Annotated in this window: 21 protein-coding genes; 12 read left to right on the top strand and 9 right to left on the bottom strand. The window is 57.7% G+C overall.

Annotated features, from left to right (window positions below):
• The 4 genes from OEG81_RS03205 to OEG81_RS03190 all read left to right on the top strand — a co-directional run bounded on the left by OEG81_RS03205 (window position 1) and on the right by OEG81_RS03190 (window position 4,033).
• Window positions 1-1,203, top strand: coding sequence for a CaiB/BaiF CoA transferase family protein (locus tag OEG81_RS03205; RefSeq protein WP_264131291.1), 1,203 nt, complete (start codon window positions 1-3; stop codon window positions 1,201-1,203).
• The gene (locus tag OEG81_RS03200) at window positions 1,196-2,086 is read left to right on the top strand and encodes an HpcH/HpaI aldolase/citrate lyase family protein (RefSeq protein ID WP_264131290.1); all 891 of its coding nucleotides are present in this window, start codon (window positions 1,196-1,198) and stop codon (window positions 2,084-2,086) included. Before OEG81_RS03205 ends, OEG81_RS03200 begins: the two co-directional genes overlap by 8 nt.
• An 84-nt stretch (window positions 2,087-2,170) precedes the next feature.
• Entirely contained in the window at window positions 2,171-3,124 is a 954-nt protein-coding gene (locus OEG81_RS03195; RefSeq protein WP_264131289.1) for a LysR substrate-binding domain-containing protein, read from the top strand.
• A gap of 306 nt (window positions 3,125-3,430) precedes the next feature.
• Window positions 3,431-4,033 carry a YSC84-related protein gene (locus OEG81_RS03190; protein ID WP_264132683.1) on the top strand — a complete coding sequence of 201 codons (603 nt, stop codon included), beginning with the start codon at window positions 3,431-3,433 and terminating at the stop codon, window positions 4,031-4,033.
• A gap of 44 nt (window positions 4,034-4,077) precedes the next feature.
• Here OEG81_RS03190 and OEG81_RS03185 read toward each other — a convergent pair whose 3' ends face one another.
• Window positions 4,078-4,797, bottom strand: a complete 720-nt coding sequence (locus OEG81_RS03185; RefSeq protein WP_264131288.1) for an SDR family NAD(P)-dependent oxidoreductase — start codon at window positions 4,795-4,797, stop codon at window positions 4,078-4,080.
• 83 nt (window positions 4,798-4,880) lie between these two features.
• Window positions 4,881-5,408 (bottom strand): 2,4'-dihydroxyacetophenone dioxygenase family protein, encoded by a 528-nt coding sequence (locus OEG81_RS03180; RefSeq protein WP_264131287.1) that lies wholly within the window; start codon window positions 5,406-5,408, stop codon window positions 4,881-4,883.
• Window positions 5,409-5,666: 258 nt separating this feature from the next.
• On the opposite strand from OEG81_RS03180, the gene OEG81_RS03175 reads away from it, so the two are divergent.
• The 6 genes from OEG81_RS03175 (at window position 5,667) to tnpC (ending at window position 9,175) form a co-directional block, all read left to right on the top strand.
• Window positions 5,667-6,083 (top strand): putative toxin-antitoxin system toxin component, PIN family, encoded by a 417-nt coding sequence (locus tag OEG81_RS03175; RefSeq protein ID WP_264131286.1) that lies wholly within the window; start codon window positions 5,667-5,669, stop codon window positions 6,081-6,083.
• Complete coding sequence (locus OEG81_RS03170) at window positions 6,083-6,298, top strand: ribbon-helix-helix domain-containing protein (RefSeq protein ID WP_264131285.1); 216 nt, start codon at window positions 6,083-6,085, stop codon at window positions 6,296-6,298. The genes OEG81_RS03175 and OEG81_RS03170 overlap by 1 nt, the downstream gene beginning before the upstream one ends.
• Before the next feature lie 165 nt (window positions 6,299-6,463).
• Window positions 6,464-6,700: a hypothetical protein gene (locus OEG81_RS03165; RefSeq protein ID WP_264131284.1), complete on the top strand. Its 237-nt coding sequence runs from the start codon at window positions 6,464-6,466 to the stop codon at window positions 6,698-6,700.
• 51 nt (window positions 6,701-6,751) lie between these two features.
• Entirely contained in the window at window positions 6,752-7,150 is a 399-nt protein-coding gene (tnpA, locus tag OEG81_RS03160) for an IS66-like element accessory protein TnpA (protein ID WP_264130848.1), read from the top strand.
• A complete protein-coding gene (gene tnpB, locus OEG81_RS03155) occupies window positions 7,147-7,491 on the top strand; it encodes an IS66 family insertion sequence element accessory protein TnpB (RefSeq protein ID WP_264130849.1) in 345 nt (114 codons plus the stop codon). The genes tnpA and tnpB overlap by 4 nt, the downstream gene beginning before the upstream one ends.
• A 91-nt stretch (window positions 7,492-7,582) precedes the next feature.
• The gene (gene tnpC, locus OEG81_RS03150) at window positions 7,583-9,175 is read left to right on the top strand and encodes an IS66 family transposase (protein ID WP_264130850.1); all 1,593 of its coding nucleotides are present in this window, start codon (window positions 7,583-7,585) and stop codon (window positions 9,173-9,175) included.
• A gap of 1 nt (window position 9,176) precedes the next feature.
• Here tnpC and OEG81_RS03145 read toward each other — a convergent pair whose 3' ends face one another.
• On the bottom strand, window positions 9,177-9,539 hold the full coding sequence (locus OEG81_RS03145; protein ID WP_264130851.1) for a hypothetical protein: 363 nt from the start codon (window positions 9,537-9,539) through the stop codon (window positions 9,177-9,179).
• Between the two features lie 203 nt (window positions 9,540-9,742).
• Here OEG81_RS03145 and OEG81_RS03140 point away from each other — a divergent pair, with 203 nt between their 5' ends.
• Entirely contained in the window at window positions 9,743-10,555 is an 813-nt protein-coding gene (locus tag OEG81_RS03140; RefSeq protein ID WP_264131283.1) for a site-specific integrase, read from the top strand.
• A gap of 130 nt (window positions 10,556-10,685) precedes the next feature.
• Here OEG81_RS03140 and OEG81_RS03135 read toward each other — a convergent pair whose 3' ends face one another.
• The 6 genes from OEG81_RS03135 to OEG81_RS03110 are packed head-to-tail and all read right to left on the bottom strand — an operon-like array spanning window position 10,686 to window position 19,945.
• The gene (locus OEG81_RS03135) at window positions 10,686-11,723 is read right to left on the bottom strand and encodes a PIN domain-containing protein (RefSeq protein ID WP_264131282.1); all 1,038 of its coding nucleotides are present in this window, start codon (window positions 11,721-11,723) and stop codon (window positions 10,686-10,688) included.
• 19 nt (window positions 11,724-11,742) lie between these two features.
• Window positions 11,743-14,349 (bottom strand): AAA family ATPase, encoded by a 2,607-nt coding sequence (locus OEG81_RS03130; RefSeq protein ID WP_264131281.1) that lies wholly within the window; start codon window positions 14,347-14,349, stop codon window positions 11,743-11,745.
• Window positions 14,346-14,570 carry a transcriptional regulator gene (locus OEG81_RS03125; RefSeq protein WP_264131280.1) on the bottom strand — a complete coding sequence of 75 codons (225 nt, stop codon included), beginning with the start codon at window positions 14,568-14,570 and terminating at the stop codon, window positions 14,346-14,348. Before OEG81_RS03125 ends, OEG81_RS03130 begins: the two co-directional genes overlap by 4 nt.
• Before the next feature lie 53 nt (window positions 14,571-14,623).
• Window positions 14,624-17,221 carry a DEAD/DEAH box helicase gene (locus tag OEG81_RS03120; protein ID WP_264131279.1) on the bottom strand — a complete coding sequence of 866 codons (2,598 nt, stop codon included), beginning with the start codon at window positions 17,219-17,221 and terminating at the stop codon, window positions 14,624-14,626.
• Window positions 17,222-17,224: 3 nt separating this feature from the next.
• Window positions 17,225-19,345, bottom strand: coding sequence for a site-specific DNA-methyltransferase (locus OEG81_RS03115; RefSeq protein ID WP_264131278.1), 2,121 nt, complete (start codon window positions 19,343-19,345; stop codon window positions 17,225-17,227).
• A 27-nt stretch (window positions 19,346-19,372) separates the two neighbouring features.
• Window positions 19,373-19,945, bottom strand: a complete 573-nt coding sequence (locus OEG81_RS03110) for a recombinase family protein (RefSeq protein ID WP_264131277.1) — start codon at window positions 19,943-19,945, stop codon at window positions 19,373-19,375.
• Window positions 19,946-20,401: 456 nt separating this feature from the next.
• Between OEG81_RS03110 and OEG81_RS03105 the strand changes: the two genes are divergently transcribed.
• The gene (locus tag OEG81_RS03105) at window positions 20,402-20,545 is read left to right on the top strand and encodes a hypothetical protein (protein ID WP_264131276.1); all 144 of its coding nucleotides are present in this window, start codon (window positions 20,402-20,404) and stop codon (window positions 20,543-20,545) included.
• Window positions 20,546-20,547 lie beyond the last annotated feature (2 nt).

Here is a 20,547-nt window from a genome sequence, read left to right as displayed (position 1 = left end):
ATGAAGAAATTTGACCCGAAGCAGGACGGTCCGCTCAAGGACGTCCGCGTGCTGGACTTATCGCGCCTGGTGGCAGGCAATATGCTGACCTTGTTCCTGGCCGACTTTGGCGCGGACGTCATCAAGATAGAACGGGAGGGAAAGGGAGACGATCTGCGCAACTGGCGTGAAGCCGATGAACCGATATATTGGAAGGTGTACGGGCGCAACAAGCGTTCCGCCGTGCTGGACTTGAAGTCCGACGACGGCCTCCTGGCGTTGAAGCGTCTGGTTCGCCATTCCGATGTATTTGTCGAGAATTTTGTGCCGGGCGGGCTGGAAAAGATGGGGCTCGCTCCCGACCTGCTTCTGGAGCTGAATCCGAAGCTGGTCGTTGTGAGGGTATCCGGGTGGGGCCAGACCGGGCCCTACAGCCACAAGCCGGGTTTTGGCACCTTGGTCGAAGCCATGTCCGGCTTTGCCTACCTCAACGGCTATGCCGACAAGCCTCCCGTCCTGCCGCCCCTTGCTCTCGCGGACATGATCGCCGGCGTCTATGGCGCCGCCGGCGTCATGACGGCCCTGCGGGTCGCCGAGCGGGAGGGCAAGGGTCAGGTCATCGATCTATCCTTGTTCGAGCCTATTTTTTCCTTTATTTCGTCCGAAGCCTTGAAGTACCAGCTCGTGGGCGAACCCACCCTGCGCTCCGGCAACCAGTCCGCTCACACCGCCCCCCGCAATGTCTACGCATGCAGCGACGGCAAGTATGTGGCCATGTCGGGATCCATGCAATCGATGGCCATGCGTATCCTCGACACCATCGGACGGCCCGACCTGAAAACCAGCGAGAAGTTCTGCGACAACGATGCACGGGTCAGGCACAAGGATGAACTGGACGAGATCATTGGCGCATTCATTGCGCAGCGAACCCAACAAGAGAATCTGGACATATTCGAGGCCGCCTCGGTAACCGTAGGACCGGTTTGCTCGGTGGCCGACCTGATCGACCATCCCTATGTCACCGGCCGGGAAGCCATGGTGTCGCTGGAAGATGCCGATCTCGGACATATCACTACACACAACATCATCCCGCGCCTGAACACCACTCCTGGCGGATTCAGGCGGCCCGCGCCCGCATTAGGCGAACATACCGAGCAGGTCCTAAAGGAACTTGCCCAACTGGAAGCGGAAGCATTACGTGAAAACGAGAGAACACATGCCTGATATACACCTTTGGCGATCCATACTTTTCGTACCCGCCACCAGCGACCGTTTCATCGAAAGCGCACTGCACCGGCCCGCCGACGTGCTGCAGATCGACCTGGAGGACAGCGTCGCACCCGACGACAAGGAACTCGCCCGCAGCCGCGTACAGGAAATTTCCCGCAGATTCGCCGCCGCCGGCTATGACGTGACGGTACGCATCAACCGGCCCTGGCGCATGGCACTGCCGGATATCGAGCAATCGGTCGGTGCGGACGTCGCGGCGTTGACCTTGCCCAAGGTGCCCGATGCGTCCTACATACGCTTCATCGGCGAGATCCTGGATGAGTTGGAGATGGAGAAGGATCTTTCCGCCGGCCATACCAGGCTGATCGCCATGGTGGAAGACGCGCAGGGGCTGGAAAACATGGCGGAAATCGCCGCGGCCAGCCCACGCGTCTGCGGCTTGATCGTTGGCGCCGAAGACCTTGCGGCCAACATGCGCATGGCCGTCACCGACGATGCGCTGTACATTCCCAACGCCATGGCGGTGGCATCGTGCCGGCGCGCGGGCATCGTGCCCATAGGCTTCGTGGGCTCGGTGGCGGACTTCAATGATCCGGACGAGTTTCGGCGCAAGATCAAGCGCGCCCGCGGACTGGGCTTCGACGCGGCCTTCTGCATCCACCCCAGGCAGGTCGAGATCGTGAACGAGGAGTTCTCTCCGCAATCCTCCGATGTCGACGTCGCCAAAGCGTTGATCAAGGAATTCGAACTGCAGAAGGCGCAGGGCAAGGCGGCCTGCACCTTCAATGGCCGCATGGTCGACCTGCCGGTAGTGCTGCAGGCGCGCCAGCTGGTCGAGCGGGACGAGGCATTTCGACAGCGAAAAATACAGCTTTGAATGCAAGCAGGCGCGGCGGCTTGCCATCCGGCAGCCCACCGCGATCCAGCTTGGCTAGAATAACCTTTTAATGCGGCAAAAAGCATGAATCTGCGCCAGCTTTCGTACTTCATCGCAGTCGCGGAACAGCGCTCCATCATCAAGGCCGCGCAGCTGCTGCATATCTCGCAACCCGCAGTCAGCACACAGATCAAACTCCTGGAAGAAGAGCTCGAAGTACAGCTGTTCGAACGCCGCCAGGACGGCACTATCCTCACCCCGGAAGGCAAGGAGTTCCTCAGCTATGCACGGGTGGCCCTCGATACCCTGGACGCCGCCAAGGCCAGCCTGCGCGCCCATCAGGTGACCGAAGTCGGCACGGTCACCGTCGGCATCCCGGGCTCCCTGAGCCCCCTGCTGACCCTATCTCTGATCGAACAAGTGCGCCAGCAGTGCCCCGGCATCAAGATCAAGGTCGTCACTGGCCTGTCCGGACATCTCGCCAGATGGATCATGGACGGCACGATAGATTTCGGCCTTGTGTACGACAGCGCCACCCAGAGCGGGCTGGATTTCGAGCTGCTGATGAAGGAGCATCTGTTTTTGGCTATGGACAACAGCAACGCGGACGCGATCAAGGAGATGTGCGTCCACAGCAATGACAGCATCGCCTTCGCCAATCTGCGCCATGTGCCTCTGGTCATGCCCAGCCGCGAGCACGGCCTGCGCGCGCTGGTGGAGAAAGCATCGGCCGCTGCGGGAATAAAGCTGGATGTGCGGACCGAACTGGACGCCCATGAACTATTGCTGGAGCGCGTATTGCGCAGTACCGAGGCAACCATCCTGTCCCTGGCGGCGCTGAAGAATATACGCATCCCCCACAAGGAGCTATTTACCGCGCATATTGTCGACCCGGTCATCGAACGTCGAGTCTGCGTTGCCTATGCATCCGATCGGCCTTTGACACGGACCGCTCGCCGCGTCGAAGTCATACTGCGCGATCTTCTGAAGACTGAATTCGATGCCGGCTGGTGGCGCTTTGCGACGATGAACGAATAAGTCCAGCAAGCCCTAACACACGCATGCATGACCGATGCGTTTTAACTGTCAAATCTACAATATGCCCGCCTTGCCTGCCAGATGTCGAATTCCGGCATATCAAGCCACCATGTAGCCGCTGTCTATGGGCAGGACGGCGCAGTCATGAAGGCGGACGGCGCGATGCGCCACGTCCACGGCAAACATGTGCTGGTCGGAACCCGAAGCCGCGCCCATCGTTTGAGCTCGGGCATGGAAATTGCATGCGCATCCTGCCTAGGAGTCAGTTCTCACTTCCACTTGGGAGAAAAAACCGTGAAAAGAAAAATGTCCATAAAGCCACACAGCGTTCTCGCCGCCCTGGCCATAGCTACGGCCACGTTGGCGTTGGCAGCCTGCACGACCACCTTGCCGCGCGAACAGCAAACCGGCGTAGAACGTCGAGACAATATCAATACTCGTGCCGATGCGGCCTTGAGTCGGCTCTATGAGGTTGCGCCCAATTCCCGGCAACTGGTTTCGAATGCTGCCGGCGTGTTGATATTCCCCCGGGTCATCGGCGCAAGCGTGGTCGTCGGCGCAGAGCATGGCGACGGGGTGCTAAGGGTCAAGGGCCAGAACAAGGGCTACTACAGCACATCCAGCGGATCTTTCGGCTTGCAGCTGGGCGCGCAGTCGAAAGCCATCATCTTCGTCTTCAAGACCCAGGAAGCCCTGGACCATTTCCTTGCCAGCAGCGGATGGACCGCCGGTATCGATGCGACAGTCGCCGTCGCCAACCTCAGCGCCAACGGTTCCGTCGATTTGAACACTCTGCGCGAACCGGTGGTCGGCTTCGTAATGACGAACGCCGGTTTAATGGCGGGCGTCTCACTGGAAGGCACGAAGGTCAACCGGATCGACGACGGCGGCGCTACGGGGCAAAAATAACGTCGCATTGCGCTCTCGCTGGCATGCGAAGAGGCCTTCGGAAATCAGGCCACCATATACCCCCCATCTATGGGTAAGATGACGCCGGTCATGAACGACGCTGCCGGCGTACACAAGAATACGGCCCCCTCGGCGACATCCTCGGGCCTGCCCCAGCGCCCCAGCGGGGTACGCGCCAGAATGGGTGCCGAACGCGCAGGATCGTCCTGCAAAGCCTGTGTCAACGGCGTGGCGATCCAGCCTGGCGCGATGGCATTCACGCGTATGCCATCGGCGGCATAGGCCAATGCCAGCGACTTGGTCAGCTGCGCGACACCGCCCTTGCTGGCCGCATAGCCCGGCACGAGCGAACCGCCGAAGAAGCTGAGCATCGAAGCGGTATTGACGATGCAGCCGCCCCGCCGGGCAAGGCGCTCTCGGGCGGCGCTGCAAACGCGCATGGTTCCCGTAAGATTGACCGCAAGCACTTGCTCGAACACCGCCGGATCATGCTCATCGCCGCGACGGATGATGCCGGCGCAATTGATCACGATATCCAGCTCGTCCAGATTGGCCAGCAGGCGGTCCACGTCTTCCTGCTTGCTGACGTCTCCGACGCGCACTTCGATTCCCGGATCCAGCACATCCGTCCGGTCGCCCAGGCCCGCCGCAATGGTGCGCGCCCCCAGGGATGCGAGCCTGTTGGCGATCACGGCGCCTATGCCTTGGGTTGCACCCGTCACCAGTGCCGTTTTTCCTGCGAATATATTTGATTGATAAGTCATGGTTTATTTAATCGGGGTGTTTGCGGCACAGTCGCGGCGGGGCGCCCTGCGGTCCTTATGTTTTGCCTGGCCTGTTTCCGGCCCTACCGTATGAATTGGCGCACATAATCTTCACCCAGGCCCGCCTCGGCAAAGTGTTTGCGGCACATGTCTATTTTCGTGAAAACATCTTCGTAACCCGTTCCCTGCCCCCAGGGATCGCAGTAGTACATGACTCCGTTGACCTGGAAATAGGTGATCATTTCCTCTACGTCGGGCGGTACATACAGCGTATGGGTTTCGCCGGGCGGTTCGAACACATAGCTGCCTTCCGTTGCCTCCCAATCATGCTCCAGATACCGCCAGCGGCCTTTGAGCACAAAACCATGGACGGCCTGCGGATGCCGATGCCGGCTAAGCACGCCGGATTTGCGCACCCGCAATAAATTCATCCAGTAGCCCTGGCTGACGTTCAAACAGAGAGGCCTGAACCAGACGTTCTCGCCTTGCGGCACCCACAGCCTTTCATCGGTGGGAATGGCGTTTGGAACAACCAGCTCAGGCAGGGCCTCGGGCGGGTTGGGATACTGGTACGGCATCATCTTGTCGCTATCGGGCCGACTTGCAGGCATCTCTATCTCCCCACTGGTTTATGAATACGTGGTTAGTATAGAGACAAATTATTCAGTAGACATAGGCCCCGGCATCCGGGGCTTGCGTGCCGGGTTTCGTATAGAACTAGCAATGCGAAGTTGGGATGGTGTGAGCAGCCCTTGGCGACGAATCCCCCCTGCCCATGAATGGTGGAACATGCACTCTCTCAATTGGCCTAGCGCTCATAGCAGGTATGGAACTTGCGAAGCAAAATGCTGTCATATATGCTATCAGACATGACGGTCATTGTCTTGGATACCAACGTATTTGTTTCCGCCCTTCGATCGGAAGGCGGCGCTGCACGTGAAGTACTGCGTCGCATTCTGCGCGGCAAATATTTGCCACTATTCGGCAATGCCTTATGGCTAGAGTACGAAGACCTGCTTGATCGCCCCGTCTGGACGGACATAACCACCTCCCAGGAGCGTCAAGAAATTCTGGCGGCGCTCGCCCAAGCTGGGCGCTGGGTATCAGTCTATTACGGCTGGCGGCCAAATCTTCCCGATGAAGGCGATAATCATCTTATTGAGTTGGCCATTGCCGGCGGAGCGCAGGCCATTATTACGCACAATGTCCGCGATGTAGCACGCGGAGAGTTGACCTGGAAGCATCTGCGGGTACTAACACCCGCGCAGTGTTTGGAGAATCTGTGATGAGCACACTGACCATACGTTTGCCGGACGACACCACCCAGCGCCTTAAGACCTTAGCGCAATCGCGAGGCCTTAGCGTCAACAAGCTAGTCGAAGAAATGAGCGCCCAAGCCATTGCGGCATTCGATGTGGAAATGCGCTTCAAGACGCTAGCAGCCGGTGCTGATCGCGAGAAAGCCCTTGCGATCCTTGATCGGCTAGACGGCGCGAAGTAAGGAATTAGTTGAAGGGTCGAAGAACCGAACTGAATTGGTGGGCGGTACTGGGTTCGAACCAGTGACCCCTGCCGTGTGAAGGCATATTAATTAATCCAAATAATGGCTTAAACAAACAGTTTTAGTATAATTCACTCATTTATTGGGACACATTTGGGACAATGAATGGGCACGATCACCAAACGAGGGGAGCTTCAATGGCAGGCCAAGGTACGGCGCAAAGGCTTTCCGTCCCAGTCCCGCACTTTCATGTACAAGGAGGATGCGGAGAAGTGGGTGCGCACCATCGAGCGGGAGCTGGAGACATCCGGCTTTGTTGACCGCAGGGAGGCGGACAAGACGTCTCTCGCCAGCGTCCTGAAGGTAACGGCCCGCCCTGTACCGTCTAGAAGTCTCGGTTAAATCTCATCAAGATACGTGTCCATGTATTTTTTCAGATGTACACGTATTTCAATGAGCGATTCTCTTTCGGTAATGAGTTCTTCTGCGAGCCCTCGGCGCCGCTATCCGGTCGGATACAAACGTCAGGTGGTGCAGGAATCGATGGCGGGTGGTGCGTCCATTGCACGGGTTGCGCTGGCGCACGGCATCAATGCCAACCAATTGCACAATTGGCGCTGGCAGTATCGGCGTGGCGACTTCGGGCCAATTAGCCAAGGGCCGTTGCTGCTGCCGGTGCAGATAGCGGCGCCACCGGTATCCGCACCGCGCCAACCGGCCAAGATAATTGACGGGCAAGATAGGCCGGCGATCTCTGGCGTCGAACTGATCTTCCCAGCCGCGCGTGTCGTGATCCATGGCGCAGCGGACTTGTCTACGTTACGCTGCCTCATTCAGGCGCTACGAGAATGATCGGCTTACCGGCAGGAACCCGGGTCTGGCTGGCAGCCGGTGCGACCGATATGCGTCGTGGCTTCGATGGCCTGGCGACAACGGTCCAGGCCACGCTGCTTGAAGACCCCTTCAGCGGCCACGTATTTGTCTTTCGTGGGCGCAAGGGCGATCGCATCAAGGTGCTGTGGTGGAGTGGCGACGGCATGTGTCTGCTGGCAAAGCGCTTGGAACACGGTCATTTCGTGTGGCCCAGCGCCGAATCAGGGGCCGTGCATCTGACCTCCGCGCAGCTATCGATGCTGCTCGAGGGGATCGACTGGCGTCGGCCCGCTCGCACGCATAAACCGACTCAGGCCTAGCGTTAATAAAACGCTTGAGAGCCGCATTTTTATTGGTCTTTCAGCCTTTTATTCATAGAGAAAATAGTCGTTATTTAGTATAATAACGGCCATGTTCAACCGCGCCCAACTGCCCGACAATATCGATGCCCTGAAGGCGTTGCTGTCGGCCAAATCTGCCCAGATCGATGCCTTCGAGCAAGAGCGCGCGGCGTGGCAGGAAGAGCGCGAAGCCCTGCGTCAGGATAAGCAGGGCGATAAGCAAGAAATTGCTCGTCTGACCCTGTTGCTCGATAAACTACGGCGCGCGCTGTTCGGCCAGAAGTCCGAGAAGCTCAGTGCGCAGATCGATCAATTGCAGCTTGAGCTCGAAGAGTTGCACATCAACCAGGGCGAACGCGCGCAAAGGGTCGAATCGGCCCAGGCACCTGCCTCGCGCCCGGCCCCGCAGCGTCGGCCATTACCCGAGCACTTGCCGTGCGACGTGCACGAACATCTTCCGAGCGAGCCAGCCTGCCCCGATTGCGGCGGCGCGTGGACACGCTTGGGCGAGGACGTGAGCAACGTGCTGGAGCACGTGCCGGCCAGCTTTAGAATCATTCGCCATGTGCGCCCACGCCTGGCGTGCAGCTGTTGCGAGCGGATGGCGCAAGCGCCCGCGCCCAGCCGCCCCCTTGTCCGCAGCTTCGCGGGGCCGGGGCTACTGAGCCATGTCATGGTCAGCAAATATCTGGACCATCAGCCGCTATATCGCCAGTGCCAGATCTACGAGCGCGAGAACGTGAGTTTAAGTGAGAGCACTGTCGGTGACTGGGTCGGTGGGGTGCACCAATTGCTGCGCCCCTTACTGGAGGCGCTACGGCGCCACATCTTTAGTGCCGACAAACTGCATACTGACGATACGCCGATCAACGTACTTGCGCCGGGAACCGGTAAGACACGTCAGGCGCGCCTGTGGGTCTATGCCCGCGATGATCGTCCCAGTGGCGACACGACGGCGCCGGCCATGTGGATACGTTACTCGCCTGATCGGCGCGGCATCCACCCGCAAACGCACCTGAAGGATTATATCGGTATCCTACAGGCCGATGCGTTTGCCGGATACGACAAGATTTATGAAACAGGCCGTGTGCTAGAGGCCGGATGCTGGGCGCACGCCCGACGTAAGTTCTACGACATCCACGTTAAAAGTGCCACGCCCATTACGACGCACGTGCTTGATCGGATCGCCGCACTCTACAAGATTGAGTCCAGCATCCGCGGTAGCCCAGCGGACGTACGGCGAAGGGCTCGCCAGGAACACGCCAAACCCATCGTCTTCGCGCTGCATGACTGGTTGCGCGAGCAGTTGGCGACCCTCTCACGCAAATCGAATACGGCTGACGCCATCACTTATGCCATGAACCAGTGGCAGGCACTGGTGCGTTATCTGGACGATGGCCGCATCGAGATTGATAACAACACCGCCGAGCGGGCGCTGCGCGGGGTAGCCCTGGGCAGGAAAAACTACCTGTTCCTGGGATCCGACGCGGGCGGTGAACGCGCCGCCACCATGTACAGCCTACTTGGCACAGCCAAGTTAAACGACATCAATCCCCAGGCGTATCTGCGTCATGTCTTGACCGTGATTGCTGACCATCCGGTCAATCAAGTCGACGAATTGTTGCCCTGGAATGTGAACCTGCCCAGCGCCTCAACGCAATAGATCAGTCCCACGACTCGTGTTCAAGAGGGTCTGTCGACAAATCCCAAATCGTCGAGTGGTATTGCACCTCAAACCATTCCTTGAACATTTTACGGGTTCGGCGCTTAGGCCATAGCGAATCGTCAGTAAACCAACCGTGCAAAAACGTAGCGAACAGATTGCTAAAGCGCTGCAACGCCCACTGTTCGGCTTGCTCTGGGGTGTTGACCGTTCCACCTGCTAACAAATAGACCTCTTGCTCCTGGCGCAATTCCTCCAGCGTCAGTCCTTGAATCGGTTGCGGATCAACGCTTATGATCCAGTCTAACGCCGGTTGCTTGGGCAAAATGATAATTAAATTGCGATTGATGGTCTCATGATCCATATCAGGCCTAAATGTCGGTAAGAGGTGAAGGCCGATTTTAATTGTGAATGGATTGTTGAGCCCGCGCGGTCAAGACGGTACAGGCCGGAGCATTACTCCTGAAGCGCTACCAGAAGGAAGTCACTCCAAGCAAGAAATCAGCCGAGATCGAGTCCATCAAGATCAACGTCCTGCTACGCGATAAGACCCTTGCCTCGCTCAAGATGACAGCGGTCAGCAGTACCGAGATTGCAAAATGGCGGGATCGCCGCCTGAAAGAAGTCACCGGCGCAACGGTCAACCGGGAAATCAACCTGCTTTCCGCAGTGCTGAATCACGCTCGGCGCGAATGGGGCATCCACGTTGAAAACCCCTTCCCCTACGTCAAGCGACCAGAACACTCTCGGTCCCGAGAACGTAGGCTTTCCTCCGATGAACAGCGCTACCTGTTCGCCGCCTTAACTTGTGGTGAAGAAAGAAACCCCAACGGCACCTTGGCAGCAGGCATCCGCAACCCATGGATCCTGCCTCTAGTACAGCTTGCCTTGGAGACCGCAATGCGACGCGGGGAGCTGCTGTCGTTGCAATGGGAGCACATCGATTTGGATCGTCAGACGGCTTACCTGCCCGACACCAAGAACGGCGACTCTCGCACGGTTCCTCTTTCAACCCGTGCCGTAGAGATTCTGAAAGAGGTGCCGTCCTATCCAAAAGTAGAGCCAAGCATGCCCAGACCATCGACATCTGGTCTCGTTTTCGCCACCACTGCCGCCGCATTGAAGAAGGGTTATGCCAGATCCATCGAACGGGCGAAAGAGAAATATCTGTCGGACTGCCAAAGTACTAGGACTCCGCCTCTCCCAGGCTTTCTTGACGATCTGCATTTCCATGATATGCGCCATGAGGCCGCGTCTCGTTTGGCCGACAAGCTGCCGAATGTACTGGAGCTGTCAGCAGTGACTGGGCACCGTGATCTCAGAATGTTGAAGCGCTACTATCACCCAAGAGCTGAGGATTTGGCAAAAAAACTGGGCTAAGGTCATTGATCATCCCAGGAGTTAGTCAGCTGAGATTCCCAGAGCACCCACGATATTGGCATTCGCCATTCGGTTATATCGTCCATCTGCTGCCGTCCACCTGTGGCGAAAGGCATAACTGTCTCGGCACTCATGTGTCGAGCATATCCCACTCATCGCCGAGGACCCAGCGAATAGCAGATAGCTTGCCATTGATCATTCCCCACTCGAAGTCAGTCCAAGGCCCCAGCTCTTCGGTGCCGAGATCCTCTTCGGCCCTCTTCATTGCAGCAAGCATCCCTTCCCAAATCGTATCCACCATTAGGTTTCGTCGTCCTTCCGGAGTGGCTTGGTCCCAAACCTCTTTAGGCACCAGCTTTTCTTCACCGTTCTCGACGCGAGCGATGATGTTCCATTTCCTGTTGTACCAAACCTGCATTGTCAGCTTGCCCTCCACCTCAAGCAGCTCAGAGAGCTGCCTAGAGTCTTGGCTGTATTCGCGCTCGAATCTGGTCTCTTCGATCAGATCACTCGCGAACTCGCTGAGCAGTGCACTAAGGTTGGTTTCGTATCGTGATCTCACACCATCAAAGAGCGGCGCCAAATCGGGGTGAGGGATACGCGTATCAGCCCCTTTCTCGCTGAAATCGTGGATGTTGTGGGTCACGAAGGCAAACACGTCCTCGTCTCTGCGCGCGGCTAGTGCATCAATGTAGGTCTCGATAATGATGGCATCGCCAATCCCGTTCATTTGCCGATGAAACGGTGCAACCTTGGCAATAGCTCGATCCGCAGCGCGCACCTTAATGTTATCGCTGACCGGCACTGGCGTAGTTTTCCCGAGCAACTGCTCGATCAAGTCCACCGCCTCGTTCACAGCCTCCCCGCCAGTTGCTACCCGGTGATCGACCTCATTTAGCTGCTTCAGCGTAGAATCTCGCGCATCTTCAGGGGCGAATTGTATAATCGCTTCCCTAACGCGCTTAAAGTGACTGGACAGACTGGCCCGGCTCGCAGCCATCACTCGGTCGCGATTTCGAGCAAATTCCTCGACGATTATCTGAGGCATGATAAGAGCCACCTCACCTGCATCGGTCATCGCAGACAGGGCATCCAGCAGTGGAAGTTGGCGGTGATCCTTTGTAAGGTCAAGCCACACCGATGTATCAATCAACAGTCTCAAGGTCATGGACAGCACCAGTCAACAATCATGGTAATCTTGCAGCTCCTTGACGCTGCCGTAGAGTGTCTGCCCAAGTAGCTAGAGCATCGATCTCGGCTGATAGTGCGTCCGGCCTCGGCAGAGGGCGGTTCAAAGCAGAAGCTGCACTGTGCAGCAGTCCAGAGCAGCGTCCGAACGCGTCCCGCATCGCCTCGCAGTCGGGAACCGTGATCGCGGTGAGCTTGACCAAACCAGGCGTCTTCACTTCGTTGGATAGTCGACGGATGACGTGCCCGACAACCTCTTCAACGGCAATTTCCCATGTATCGCGCAATGTCGCCGCGATGGATTTGACTGACCTGCGCCACGCGTCTTCATTGCCTTGCTCGAAATGATAGCGCTCACCGGCAAGCTGATTGCTCAGACTTGTTGTGATGTCACTGACCCGACGTGCCTTGAATGGCGGCTCGCTGCGGCAAAAGCCTGCCTTGTCACCCCCCCGGCTAATGGAGCTAATCGCAACCTGGGGCTTAGGCTGCGCATCGTCAGCCGCGCGATTCAACTCGAACAGGAACGCTAGGTCATGCGTGAAGACGATGACCTGGCGATGAGCTGCCTCAGCAACCAGACATTTAGCTACGGCCTCCCTGTGCATATGGTCGAGGGAGGACACGGGATCGTCAAAGACGATGCCGGACTTGTTTTCGGTCGTGGCGAGCTCAGCCATGAACGCGGCCAAGGCAACGCAGCGATGCTCTCCTTCGCTCAGAACCTGTCCTACCGCAGCGGCGGGCTTTCGTGTAAAGGCGACCTTGAACCGGGGAATGCCCTGGACGCTATTTTGCTGGCGAAGCTCCACAGCAAGGCCAGCAATCTCGAAGCTCGCTACCTCGCGGGCAAACTGCGCGCGAAGTGCATCCGTCACAAGGGCTTGTGCGATCTCCGTGCTCTTCGTAGTAGTGCGATTGGTGGTGGTGTCCCGTTGGGCTGTCTCAAGCCTTGCAACTTGTTTAAGGCGTTCGATTTCAGCAAGAACATCGGCTTTGATGCCGCCAAGCCATTGCCGATCCGAAAGCTCTGACTTTTCAGCAAGTAAGGCGGCACGAGCTGGAGAGTCAGCCTCTGCGGCAAGGGCGTTCGCCCGATTCTCAATGCCTGCTGCTTGATCGACCAGCGCCTGATGAGGATATTCTGCAACGGGCACGTCAATAGCAGCGCTTGGATTTGTGTGGCGTCGCCTGATCTGACGATGACGCCACAGGGCGCGAAGAATCGCGCTCCTAGTTTCCATCGCCAAGGCATCCTGGCGCAGTTCGTCACGAATGGTTGCCACAATATCCGCAAGCTCCGCCAACGAAATGACCTCCCCCTTAAACGATGCCAGCGCCCTATCGTATGCAACGCGCGCAGCGTCGGCACGTTGCTGGCTGTCGTCGCGCACAAAAGCCTCGAAACGATTGAAGCGATCAACAGCGACGGGCGTCAATTCCTGCTGGCAAAGCACGCATACGCTACCAGGGTCTGTGACGGGGAAACGCTGTTCGGGATAGGCCTCATCGTCCGAAAATGCCCGTGCACTCGCCCATAGCGCCTGCCAAACCTCCGACCCGATCTGCGGCAACGGTTCGTCGCGAAAAAGCGCGCTGGAGGCAGCTTCTGCTGCCTGGCGTGCGGCATCGCTATCAGCGGCAAGCCGATACAGGTTGTTGGCGGTATCGTCACTGATTGAAGCAAATAACCGACCCAGGCGCACAATGTGTCCGTCAACCTTGGTCTTCAACGCTACAAGCTGGCGCGCCGCGCGAGCCGGATCACCTGTCAGATCTGCCGTGAGCTGCGCCAATCGGTCTTGCTCTGCTTGCGTGAGGATGGCCAACGCATCGACCGTCTCCGGCACAGTGTTGGCAGTGAGCCCGAGCATGAGCTTGCCGACCGCTGTGTCCCTGCTGCATGCCGGCGCCCTGATCGCTTCGGGCGTTTGCGTCTTTATCTGCGCAATCTCGGCTGCCAACTTGTCCTTGACCGACTTGCAGAGCTGTGCCAGCCCACTCAGCAGCTTGAGCGGAAACGGCGTGTAAGCCACGTCATTCGTATCGTCCACGTGAACGTTCGCGGTGCGGGAATCGAACACGCTGATGCCTGAAAGCGCGTTATCGGCAGCCTGACCTAGCTGCCAAGCGCAGGTGCGGTTCTGGCCGCCGATTGCGTATTCAATCATGGCGCTCGGCGTGCCTGGTGCAGCGTCATAGATGTTGGGGCCAATTTCCTCGGCCCGACCAGACATACGGGCGCGGCATACCTTCTTGAGAATCCGCGCGTAGCCGGATTTTCCCGATCCGTTGTCGCCATAGATGATCGTCAAACCGACACGGTGAAACGTCAGCCGTTGGTCGGGAGCCAGAGCATTGACATGCCGGACTCCATGCACTTGCCGCAGATAGACTTCCTCCCGATCGCGGTTCGGGCCGCGAAGGTGCCCCGCTTCCAACGGGACGGCTGGGCTATCGCCCTTGCAGATGGAGGCCAGCTCGTCGATCTCGGCTGGATCCAGGGCCTCTTGCATTGCAAGCCTGCGCAGTGCGTCCCGTTGCCAGGCGGGACTATCAGCAGACCACGCAAAAATATTGGCGAGCGCTTCTGCTTCCGTTGTCATAAGCCTTCGCCTCTCGGCTCGCACCCGCTAGCTGTACCAGCCATCATCAGGTGTCTGCTCACGGGCTCGGACAGAGTCTCGCCGGGCTGCCAGCCGAACAGCTCGCGGATGCGCGCCGTTCGCGCGTGGCCCGGCAGCACGAACGCGTAGCCAGCGGCGATCAGCTCTGCCTCGATCTCCTCCGTGATGAAGAAAGGCTCAATTTCATTGTATGGTTTCATACGCCGTGGCACCAATGGTAGTTGAACTGATTTAGCCAATCGCAGTTGCGAGATTACTGGTAGTCATTTGCAAGCCCACTACTGAACAGCCCTTCCGCATCGTCGGCGGCGGCAATCGCATCCTGCACTTCCTGCCGTTTCAAGTCGAGCACGCGCAGCTTGTCACTGCCCTTCACCCGGGCAATGGACTCTATCCGACGATACGCATCAGCATGGTTGGCAGCGTACAGGGCCAAGCCTTGCAGCTTGGCAAGCGCGTCACTCAAGTGCAAACCGTGCGGGTCAACCAGATCGACTACGAGCGTGCCATCCTGCTCGGCGAAGAACAGGAAGTCTGGGCGGACGATTCCATACTGCTCGGCCTTTTCATAGGCGATACCCAGCGACGATTGCCCTGGCTGCTGGGGGTTGCGATACCAGAAAGAGAACCCCGGCTTGGCCGACTCAGTCTCGACCACCGTCCGCTCCCAGTCATTCAGTTCAGCGGGGTACTTGCCATCATCGTTGCACAGCAAGTGGTTATCCCAGACCGGGAGCACTTTTATCTTTCCGTTTTCGTTTGCCTTGGTCGCCTCATAACGGGCCTCAGGCTTGAGCAAGCCCACGTCCTGCGGCTCCGTGCTCATTTCAATGATCTGCCTATAGGACTCCCGCCGATCATCGCTGAGCGCTTTGATCTGCGCCCCATACTTGACCAACCAGTCCTTCGCCAGTCTGTCGGACTCAGCATCAAAATATGCCTGCGCCTCCATCACCAGCCCCAAACCTGCAACGGTTACACGGGCCTCCATGATGGCCTCAAGGAAGCCCTCCGGGTCTTCGTCGCGATCGGCTTCCTGACTCGCCAGATGGTCAACATACGAATGGGCAATCGCCGGGCTAAAGATGCGCGCCGCCCGGCGGTACGCATCGTCGATGACTGCCACATCGGCGTCTTCCCAGAATTTCTCCAGACTCCGGCCCTGGCCCAGCATGTCTGCTTTCACGGTCTTGCCGTCCACAACCAGCACGGACTGCCGCTTGGCCTTGATCTTGGCGTCGTTGTCGGCCTGAAACGCATCCAAGGCGGCGTGCATCTCGGCGTGTGCCATTCTGCCCGCGCCGGACAGAATATCGTCGGACGCCAATTCGTGCGCCAACGCGGTCAGCCTGACCGCTGGCCTGGCACCATGTTGCGGCCGCGTTTGTGACGGTAACGCTTCGAATGCATCCCACACAACAGGCGCAGCAGCAGGGTTCGGCCGCACCTCGATGTAGTCAATCAACACGCGCCCTGGCGTTGCCGCCTCGTTGCCGGTTGTCAGTTCATCGACTACCTGCTCCACGGCCTTGCGATTGAATTTCGGCAGCAAACAGCCCACCGCATTCAGGCGATCATTACCAGGAATACGGCGGGCCAGCGGCGAACGCACCAGACGGCCCAGCAACTGCGTGATGTGCGTTTTGTCGCTGGCTGCACGAAACGACACCATGACCTCGGCACGCGGGCAATCCCAGCCGGTGCTGATGGCATCCTTGGCAATCAACACCCGCACCCAGGTCGATTCCTGAACCCGCTGCGGCTCGATGTAGGGCACGTCGCGTTTACCGAAGCGCTGCGTGGTGTGATCCCCGAAAACGTGTGCCACGCTGGCAGACGGCAGCTCAGGGTAGCGCTCAAAAATAGTATCCAGCGCCCGCCCGATTTCATCAGGATCAGGCGAATTGGGCACCTGTAAAACCATCAACGGCACGACAACATGGGCTTCCTGTTGTTGCTTGGAGTAAGCGCCCCAGGCAAGACTGGATTCCTTCAATTTATCGGTTGCACGCCGCACCAGCACGGTATCGAAATCGCCAACATTGTCCGGAATATCCAGCAGGATGGTGTCCTTGATCAGGCCGGACTCCTGTACCTTGGACGCATCAACCTCCACATTGGGCAGCTTGATGTGCTTGCCTGCCGACTCAATCGCCTTGTTGAACCGTTCCACCGTGGCCGAAATACCCCAAACCGCCGGGATACCGGGCACGCTGCCCACGCCATTGATCAGCCGCTGGACAATAGTGCTCTTGGCGTTCTGACTGGCTGCTGTCTGTGCGCCCATGCCACGGTGCGCCTCATCCAGTACCAGATAAAGTGTCAAATCCGGGTCTTCAATGGTGTTCTGGATGGTGTCCCAAATCGTGTATGCCCGCAGGTCAGGCCGCATGTCCGGGAAGGTGCCGTTCAGCTTGGTTGCCATCTCCTCAGGGTCATGCCCACGCACCAGCAAGCTGTTCTTGCTGAGCTTCTGTGTGTTGAGAAAATAGATTTTCCCCGCCTGGAATTTCGGTCTGTTGAAGGTGTTTTCCACCACCACCAGGTCGGTGTAATTGATGCGATCACTGGCCTCGATAAAGCGGAAGCGGGTCTGCTCGTTCAACGAAGGATCGTCGCTGAACCAGATCACCACTGCGCCGGGGTCGGCATCGAAGCTGAACTCATCATCACCGTGAAATAGCGCCTCGAACGTGGCAGCAGCCATCACGGTCTTACCCGCACCGGTTACCGCAGTGAGGGAGAACGCCGTCCGATCATTCTCGCTATGCCATAGGCGGCGAGCCTTGCCCAGGTTATTCAAGGAGTCGCGGACGGCGTCGCGCTGATAGTCTTTGAGCGTGAACTTCATCCGTTACTCTCCGTTGGCGAAGCTGAAATTGGTCAGATACGACTCGTACAAGCGCACAGGCTCGACGCCATCGGGCAGGCGCTTGGCAATAGCTTGAAAGCGGCGGTCGTCATCGGTGACTATATAGGCAATGCGGATTTCAGCGGGCTTGGCTAGCGCCTGGATAAAGGGTGTGGCCGCATCCACATTGCTGAGCAAGCCATAGGCATCTGCCACCGCCCAGCCATCGCCGGGCAGCTTGTCTATGCGACTGCCCCGCGCTCCGGCTCGCAGCCACAGCAACGGCGCAATCCGGTTGAACGCCAGGTTGTAATTGACCGATACCGGCGTCTCATAGGTCAGCGTAAAGAACTCGGAGTTTTCCTCGAAGCCATCAGCCATCGGGAATTCATCGGTGAACTTGTAGTCACCCTTGATCGGCTCGCCGTCTGGTGTTTTGCCGGTAAGGGCGGCCGCAACACGGGGTTTGGTGATGTAGTCACAGATGCCAATTTTTTCCCACTCGGTATCTCCGGGGCGCAAGCCTGCTTCGCGCAACTTTTTTTGTTCGTCGGCGGCGACTTCGTTATTGGTGACGCTGATACATTGGCGCCGACCGCCGTCCTGTTTATTGAGGCGCATCACTGCGTGCGCAGTTGTCCCGGAGCCTGAAAAGAAGTCCAAAATAACGGCCTCAGGCTTGTCCTTCACGAAGAAACGGAGAGCATCCTCGACGGCGTAGAGCGACTTAGGGAAAGGAAAACGCCGCCCGGGAAGCAAAGCACGGATTATGTTCGTTCCATGACTTCCAGCATCGTGAGAAGTCATGTTCCATATGGTTTTTGGCGCGGTGGAACGGCTCCCCTCCGCGTAAGAAATTTCTAGCGTTCCATCATCCCTGCGGCCACTGACGATGATGTCGCCGGCTTCAATCTGCTCAAGCTGATTGAAGGACAAATAATAGATTGGAACCGAATTACGGGACAAATCGACCCGACCGATCCGCACTGCTCCCCTAGACATTAATGCGCGCAATGTGTCTGGAACCACAGACCAGCTGTATTGCTGCCCGTCACTAGATGGTGGCCACACCGCAATCGTTCCTTGCGGCGCATCCACAGGATCATCGGTGCCGAGTGGCACGGTATTACCAACGGAGTGAATGCCACTTCCATCGCTTTTTACGTAAATCGGATACCAAGAGCCAGGATTATGCGGCCGCAAACCTTTCCGTCCCGTGCGCGCAAGGCCGCGCCACCGAACATCAGCATCTTGCGAATAATCGCGTTCGGTCAGCATATCCCGACTCCAGCGCGTTAACTTCGCTACACCAAAAGAGGCAAAGAAGATATATTCATCTATCCGGGAAAACTCATTGGCCCGTGCCGTGCCTTTCGGGTTGATGACGGATGCCACCATCTGAACTTGAGCCTCTGGAAACAACTGTTCCAACAACAACCCCAGCCGCAGATATTCCTTCTCGTCAATGGTAACGATCAACACGGAGTCTGCCGGGTTTAGCAGTTCCTTGGCTACCAGTAAGCGCCGCTCCATCATTGCCAGCCACTTACTGTGCCGGTACAGGTCATCGCCTTCCACGTAATCGTTGTTGTACTTCCAGTCCTTCGCTCCACTGTTGTACGGCGGATCAATGTAGATGGCGTCTACCTTGCCCCGATGGGTGTACGTCAGTGCCTTCAAGACGTGGTAGTTCTCTCCATTGATGACCGTATGGCACGGCTTGTCGCTAGCGCGCTGCACCTTACCTGTGCTGACCAAGCCGGGATAGATGGTGTCGCGGAACTCAGCCACCACCACCAAATCATCCAGCGCCACGGTCTGTGTTTCGACCTCTGTGGCACCCAACAGCTCCAAGTCAGCCGTCTTCTTCACCTTGTAGACGGTTTTCACCTGCCATAGTCGCTGATCACCCTTTCGGGTTGTGCCGCGTTGCGGCAACACACGCACCTTGTCGCCCTTGCGTATGGGGCGCAGCGGTAGTTCTACCGCTTCGGGGCTATGTCGTTCGAAGTTCAAACCAAAGGGAAGGCGCGAGGAGAGAATCTTAAATTCTCGATCCAATTCAGCCCCTAAAGCCGAATCTTTGGCTTTTGCCTTGGCAATCAAATCAGTAAGTCTGGACACGAAAATTCTTTCTCTCTTCTGTCTTCGCTATTGATGACGCGGTTGTACGACGCCGCAATGCTTGTAAATCGTGGTTCGAGATACGCCATAGCGACGGGCCACGTCCGCAACCTGAACACCTGGATCGCGCAGCAGAGCTTTGATATCTCTAATCTGTTGCTCGTCCAGCTTCGGTTTTCGGCCACCTAATCGGCCACGTGCACGCGCTGCGGCCAAGCCGGCTTGCGTCCGCTCCCGGATCAAGCCACGTTCAAATTCAGCCAACGCTGCGAATATATGAAAAATCAGCTTGCCCGCCGCGCTGCCGGTTTCGATCTTTTCTGTCAAACTTTCAAACCCAACGCCACGCTGCTGAAGATCGGTCACGATCTGCACTAGGTCGGGCAAGCTCCGGCCAAGGCGATCCAGCCGCCAGACGACCAGGATGTCCCCTGCCCGCAGCGCCTTTCGGCATTGCTCAAGCTCGGGGCGAGCCGCATTCTTGCCGCTGGCCGCTTCCTCGTAGATCGCGCCGCACCCAGCTCGCTGGAGCGCGTCACGCTGCAAGTCAAGGTGCTGATCATCGGTCGATACGCGGGCGTAGCCTATGCGTTGATTCATGGACACATCCGGGACATTGAAAACTTGACGCCGATATTAACACCAGATGGGCTGTTTTCACGAAGGTAAAGTGCGCCACTTTGGCCTGTTCAGAAAACTACCGTTTTTTGAACAGCACAGAACCATACAACCGAAGATGTTTCGCCCACAGCGAAACTTTAGTATAATTCACCCTGAGGCTGACAGAGATAACTGTCGATACAGAGGAGTGCTTCGGCGCTCTGTGAAGTCATAAGACTTCAACAACTCGCCTGGCTCACTGGTCGCCGGGTACGCCGCCTGCCGGATACCCACAGCCATGTGCCGTTAGTGCGAGCCTGTCCGGGACGACACCCGGACAGGCGTTAGAGAAGTGAAGGGGTAAAGCCGTCGTTTGCTCTGCTTGGTTACGGACGACAGCCACGGCACCACACAACCTTGTGTGAGTGTCGGTTGGTGTAGCCAAGGAGAACAGTCATGCAAATTGACGTTCAAAAGCCTCCCAAGCGGCGAGCGCTGAAGAGCCAATGGTCATGGCTGACGCGTCCCGGCACTATTCGACTTGCGTTCGCGCTGGTTCGACTGGTATCCGAGATCGCGAAGGTCATAGGCAAGTTTTAATG

Origin of the sequence: Pollutimonas sp. M17, assembly GCF_025836975.1 — a bacterium.
Lineage (GTDB): Bacteria > Pseudomonadota > Gammaproteobacteria > Burkholderiales > Burkholderiaceae_B.
The sequence above is the reverse complement of the archived record's forward strand: the minus strand, read 5'-3'. Positions and strand labels throughout refer to the sequence as shown.

Excerpts from the sequence above, each read along its gene's own strand:
- OEG81_RS03205 (WP_264131291.1), top strand. The coding sequence starts at position 1 with ATGAAGAAATTTGACCCGAAGCAGGACGGTCCGCTCAAGGACGTCCGC.
- OEG81_RS03200 (WP_264131290.1), top strand. The coding sequence starts at position 1,196 with ATGCCTGATATACACCTTTGGCGATCCATACTTTTCGTACCCGCCACC.
- OEG81_RS03195 (WP_264131289.1), top strand. The coding sequence starts at position 2,171 with ATGAATCTGCGCCAGCTTTCGTACTTCATCGCAGTCGCGGAACAGCGC.
- OEG81_RS03190 (WP_264132683.1), top strand. The coding sequence starts at position 3,431 with ATGTCCATAAAGCCACACAGCGTTCTCGCCGCCCTGGCCATAGCTACG.
- OEG81_RS03185 (WP_264131288.1), bottom strand. The coding sequence starts at position 4,797 with ATGACTTATCAATCAAATATATTCGCAGGAAAAACGGCACTGGTGACG.
- OEG81_RS03180 (WP_264131287.1), bottom strand. The coding sequence starts at position 5,408 with ATGCCTGCAAGTCGGCCCGATAGCGACAAGATGATGCCGTACCAGTAT.
- OEG81_RS03175 (WP_264131286.1), top strand. The coding sequence starts at position 5,667 with ATGACGGTCATTGTCTTGGATACCAACGTATTTGTTTCCGCCCTTCGA.
- OEG81_RS03170 (WP_264131285.1), top strand. The coding sequence starts at position 6,083 with ATGAGCACACTGACCATACGTTTGCCGGACGACACCACCCAGCGCCTT.
- OEG81_RS03165 (WP_264131284.1), top strand. The coding sequence starts at position 6,464 with ATGGGCACGATCACCAAACGAGGGGAGCTTCAATGGCAGGCCAAGGTA.
- tnpA (WP_264130848.1), top strand. The coding sequence starts at position 6,752 with ATGAGCGATTCTCTTTCGGTAATGAGTTCTTCTGCGAGCCCTCGGCGC.
- tnpB (WP_264130849.1), top strand. The coding sequence starts at position 7,147 with ATGATCGGCTTACCGGCAGGAACCCGGGTCTGGCTGGCAGCCGGTGCG.
- tnpC (WP_264130850.1), top strand. The coding sequence starts at position 7,583 with ATGTTCAACCGCGCCCAACTGCCCGACAATATCGATGCCCTGAAGGCG.
- OEG81_RS03145 (WP_264130851.1), bottom strand. The coding sequence starts at position 9,539 with ATGGATCATGAGACCATCAATCGCAATTTAATTATCATTTTGCCCAAG.
- OEG81_RS03140 (WP_264131283.1), top strand. The coding sequence starts at position 9,743 with ATGACAGCGGTCAGCAGTACCGAGATTGCAAAATGGCGGGATCGCCGC.
- OEG81_RS03135 (WP_264131282.1), bottom strand. The coding sequence starts at position 11,723 with ATGACCTTGAGACTGTTGATTGATACATCGGTGTGGCTTGACCTTACA.
- OEG81_RS03130 (WP_264131281.1), bottom strand. The coding sequence starts at position 14,349 with ATGACAACGGAAGCAGAAGCGCTCGCCAATATTTTTGCGTGGTCTGCT.
- OEG81_RS03125 (WP_264131280.1), bottom strand. The coding sequence starts at position 14,570 with ATGAAACCATACAATGAAATTGAGCCTTTCTTCATCACGGAGGAGATC.
- OEG81_RS03120 (WP_264131279.1), bottom strand. The coding sequence starts at position 17,221 with ATGAAGTTCACGCTCAAAGACTATCAGCGCGACGCCGTCCGCGACTCC.
- OEG81_RS03110 (WP_264131277.1), bottom strand. The coding sequence starts at position 19,945 with ATGAATCAACGCATAGGCTACGCCCGCGTATCGACCGATGATCAGCAC.
- OEG81_RS03105 (WP_264131276.1), top strand. The coding sequence starts at position 20,402 with ATGCAAATTGACGTTCAAAAGCCTCCCAAGCGGCGAGCGCTGAAGAGC.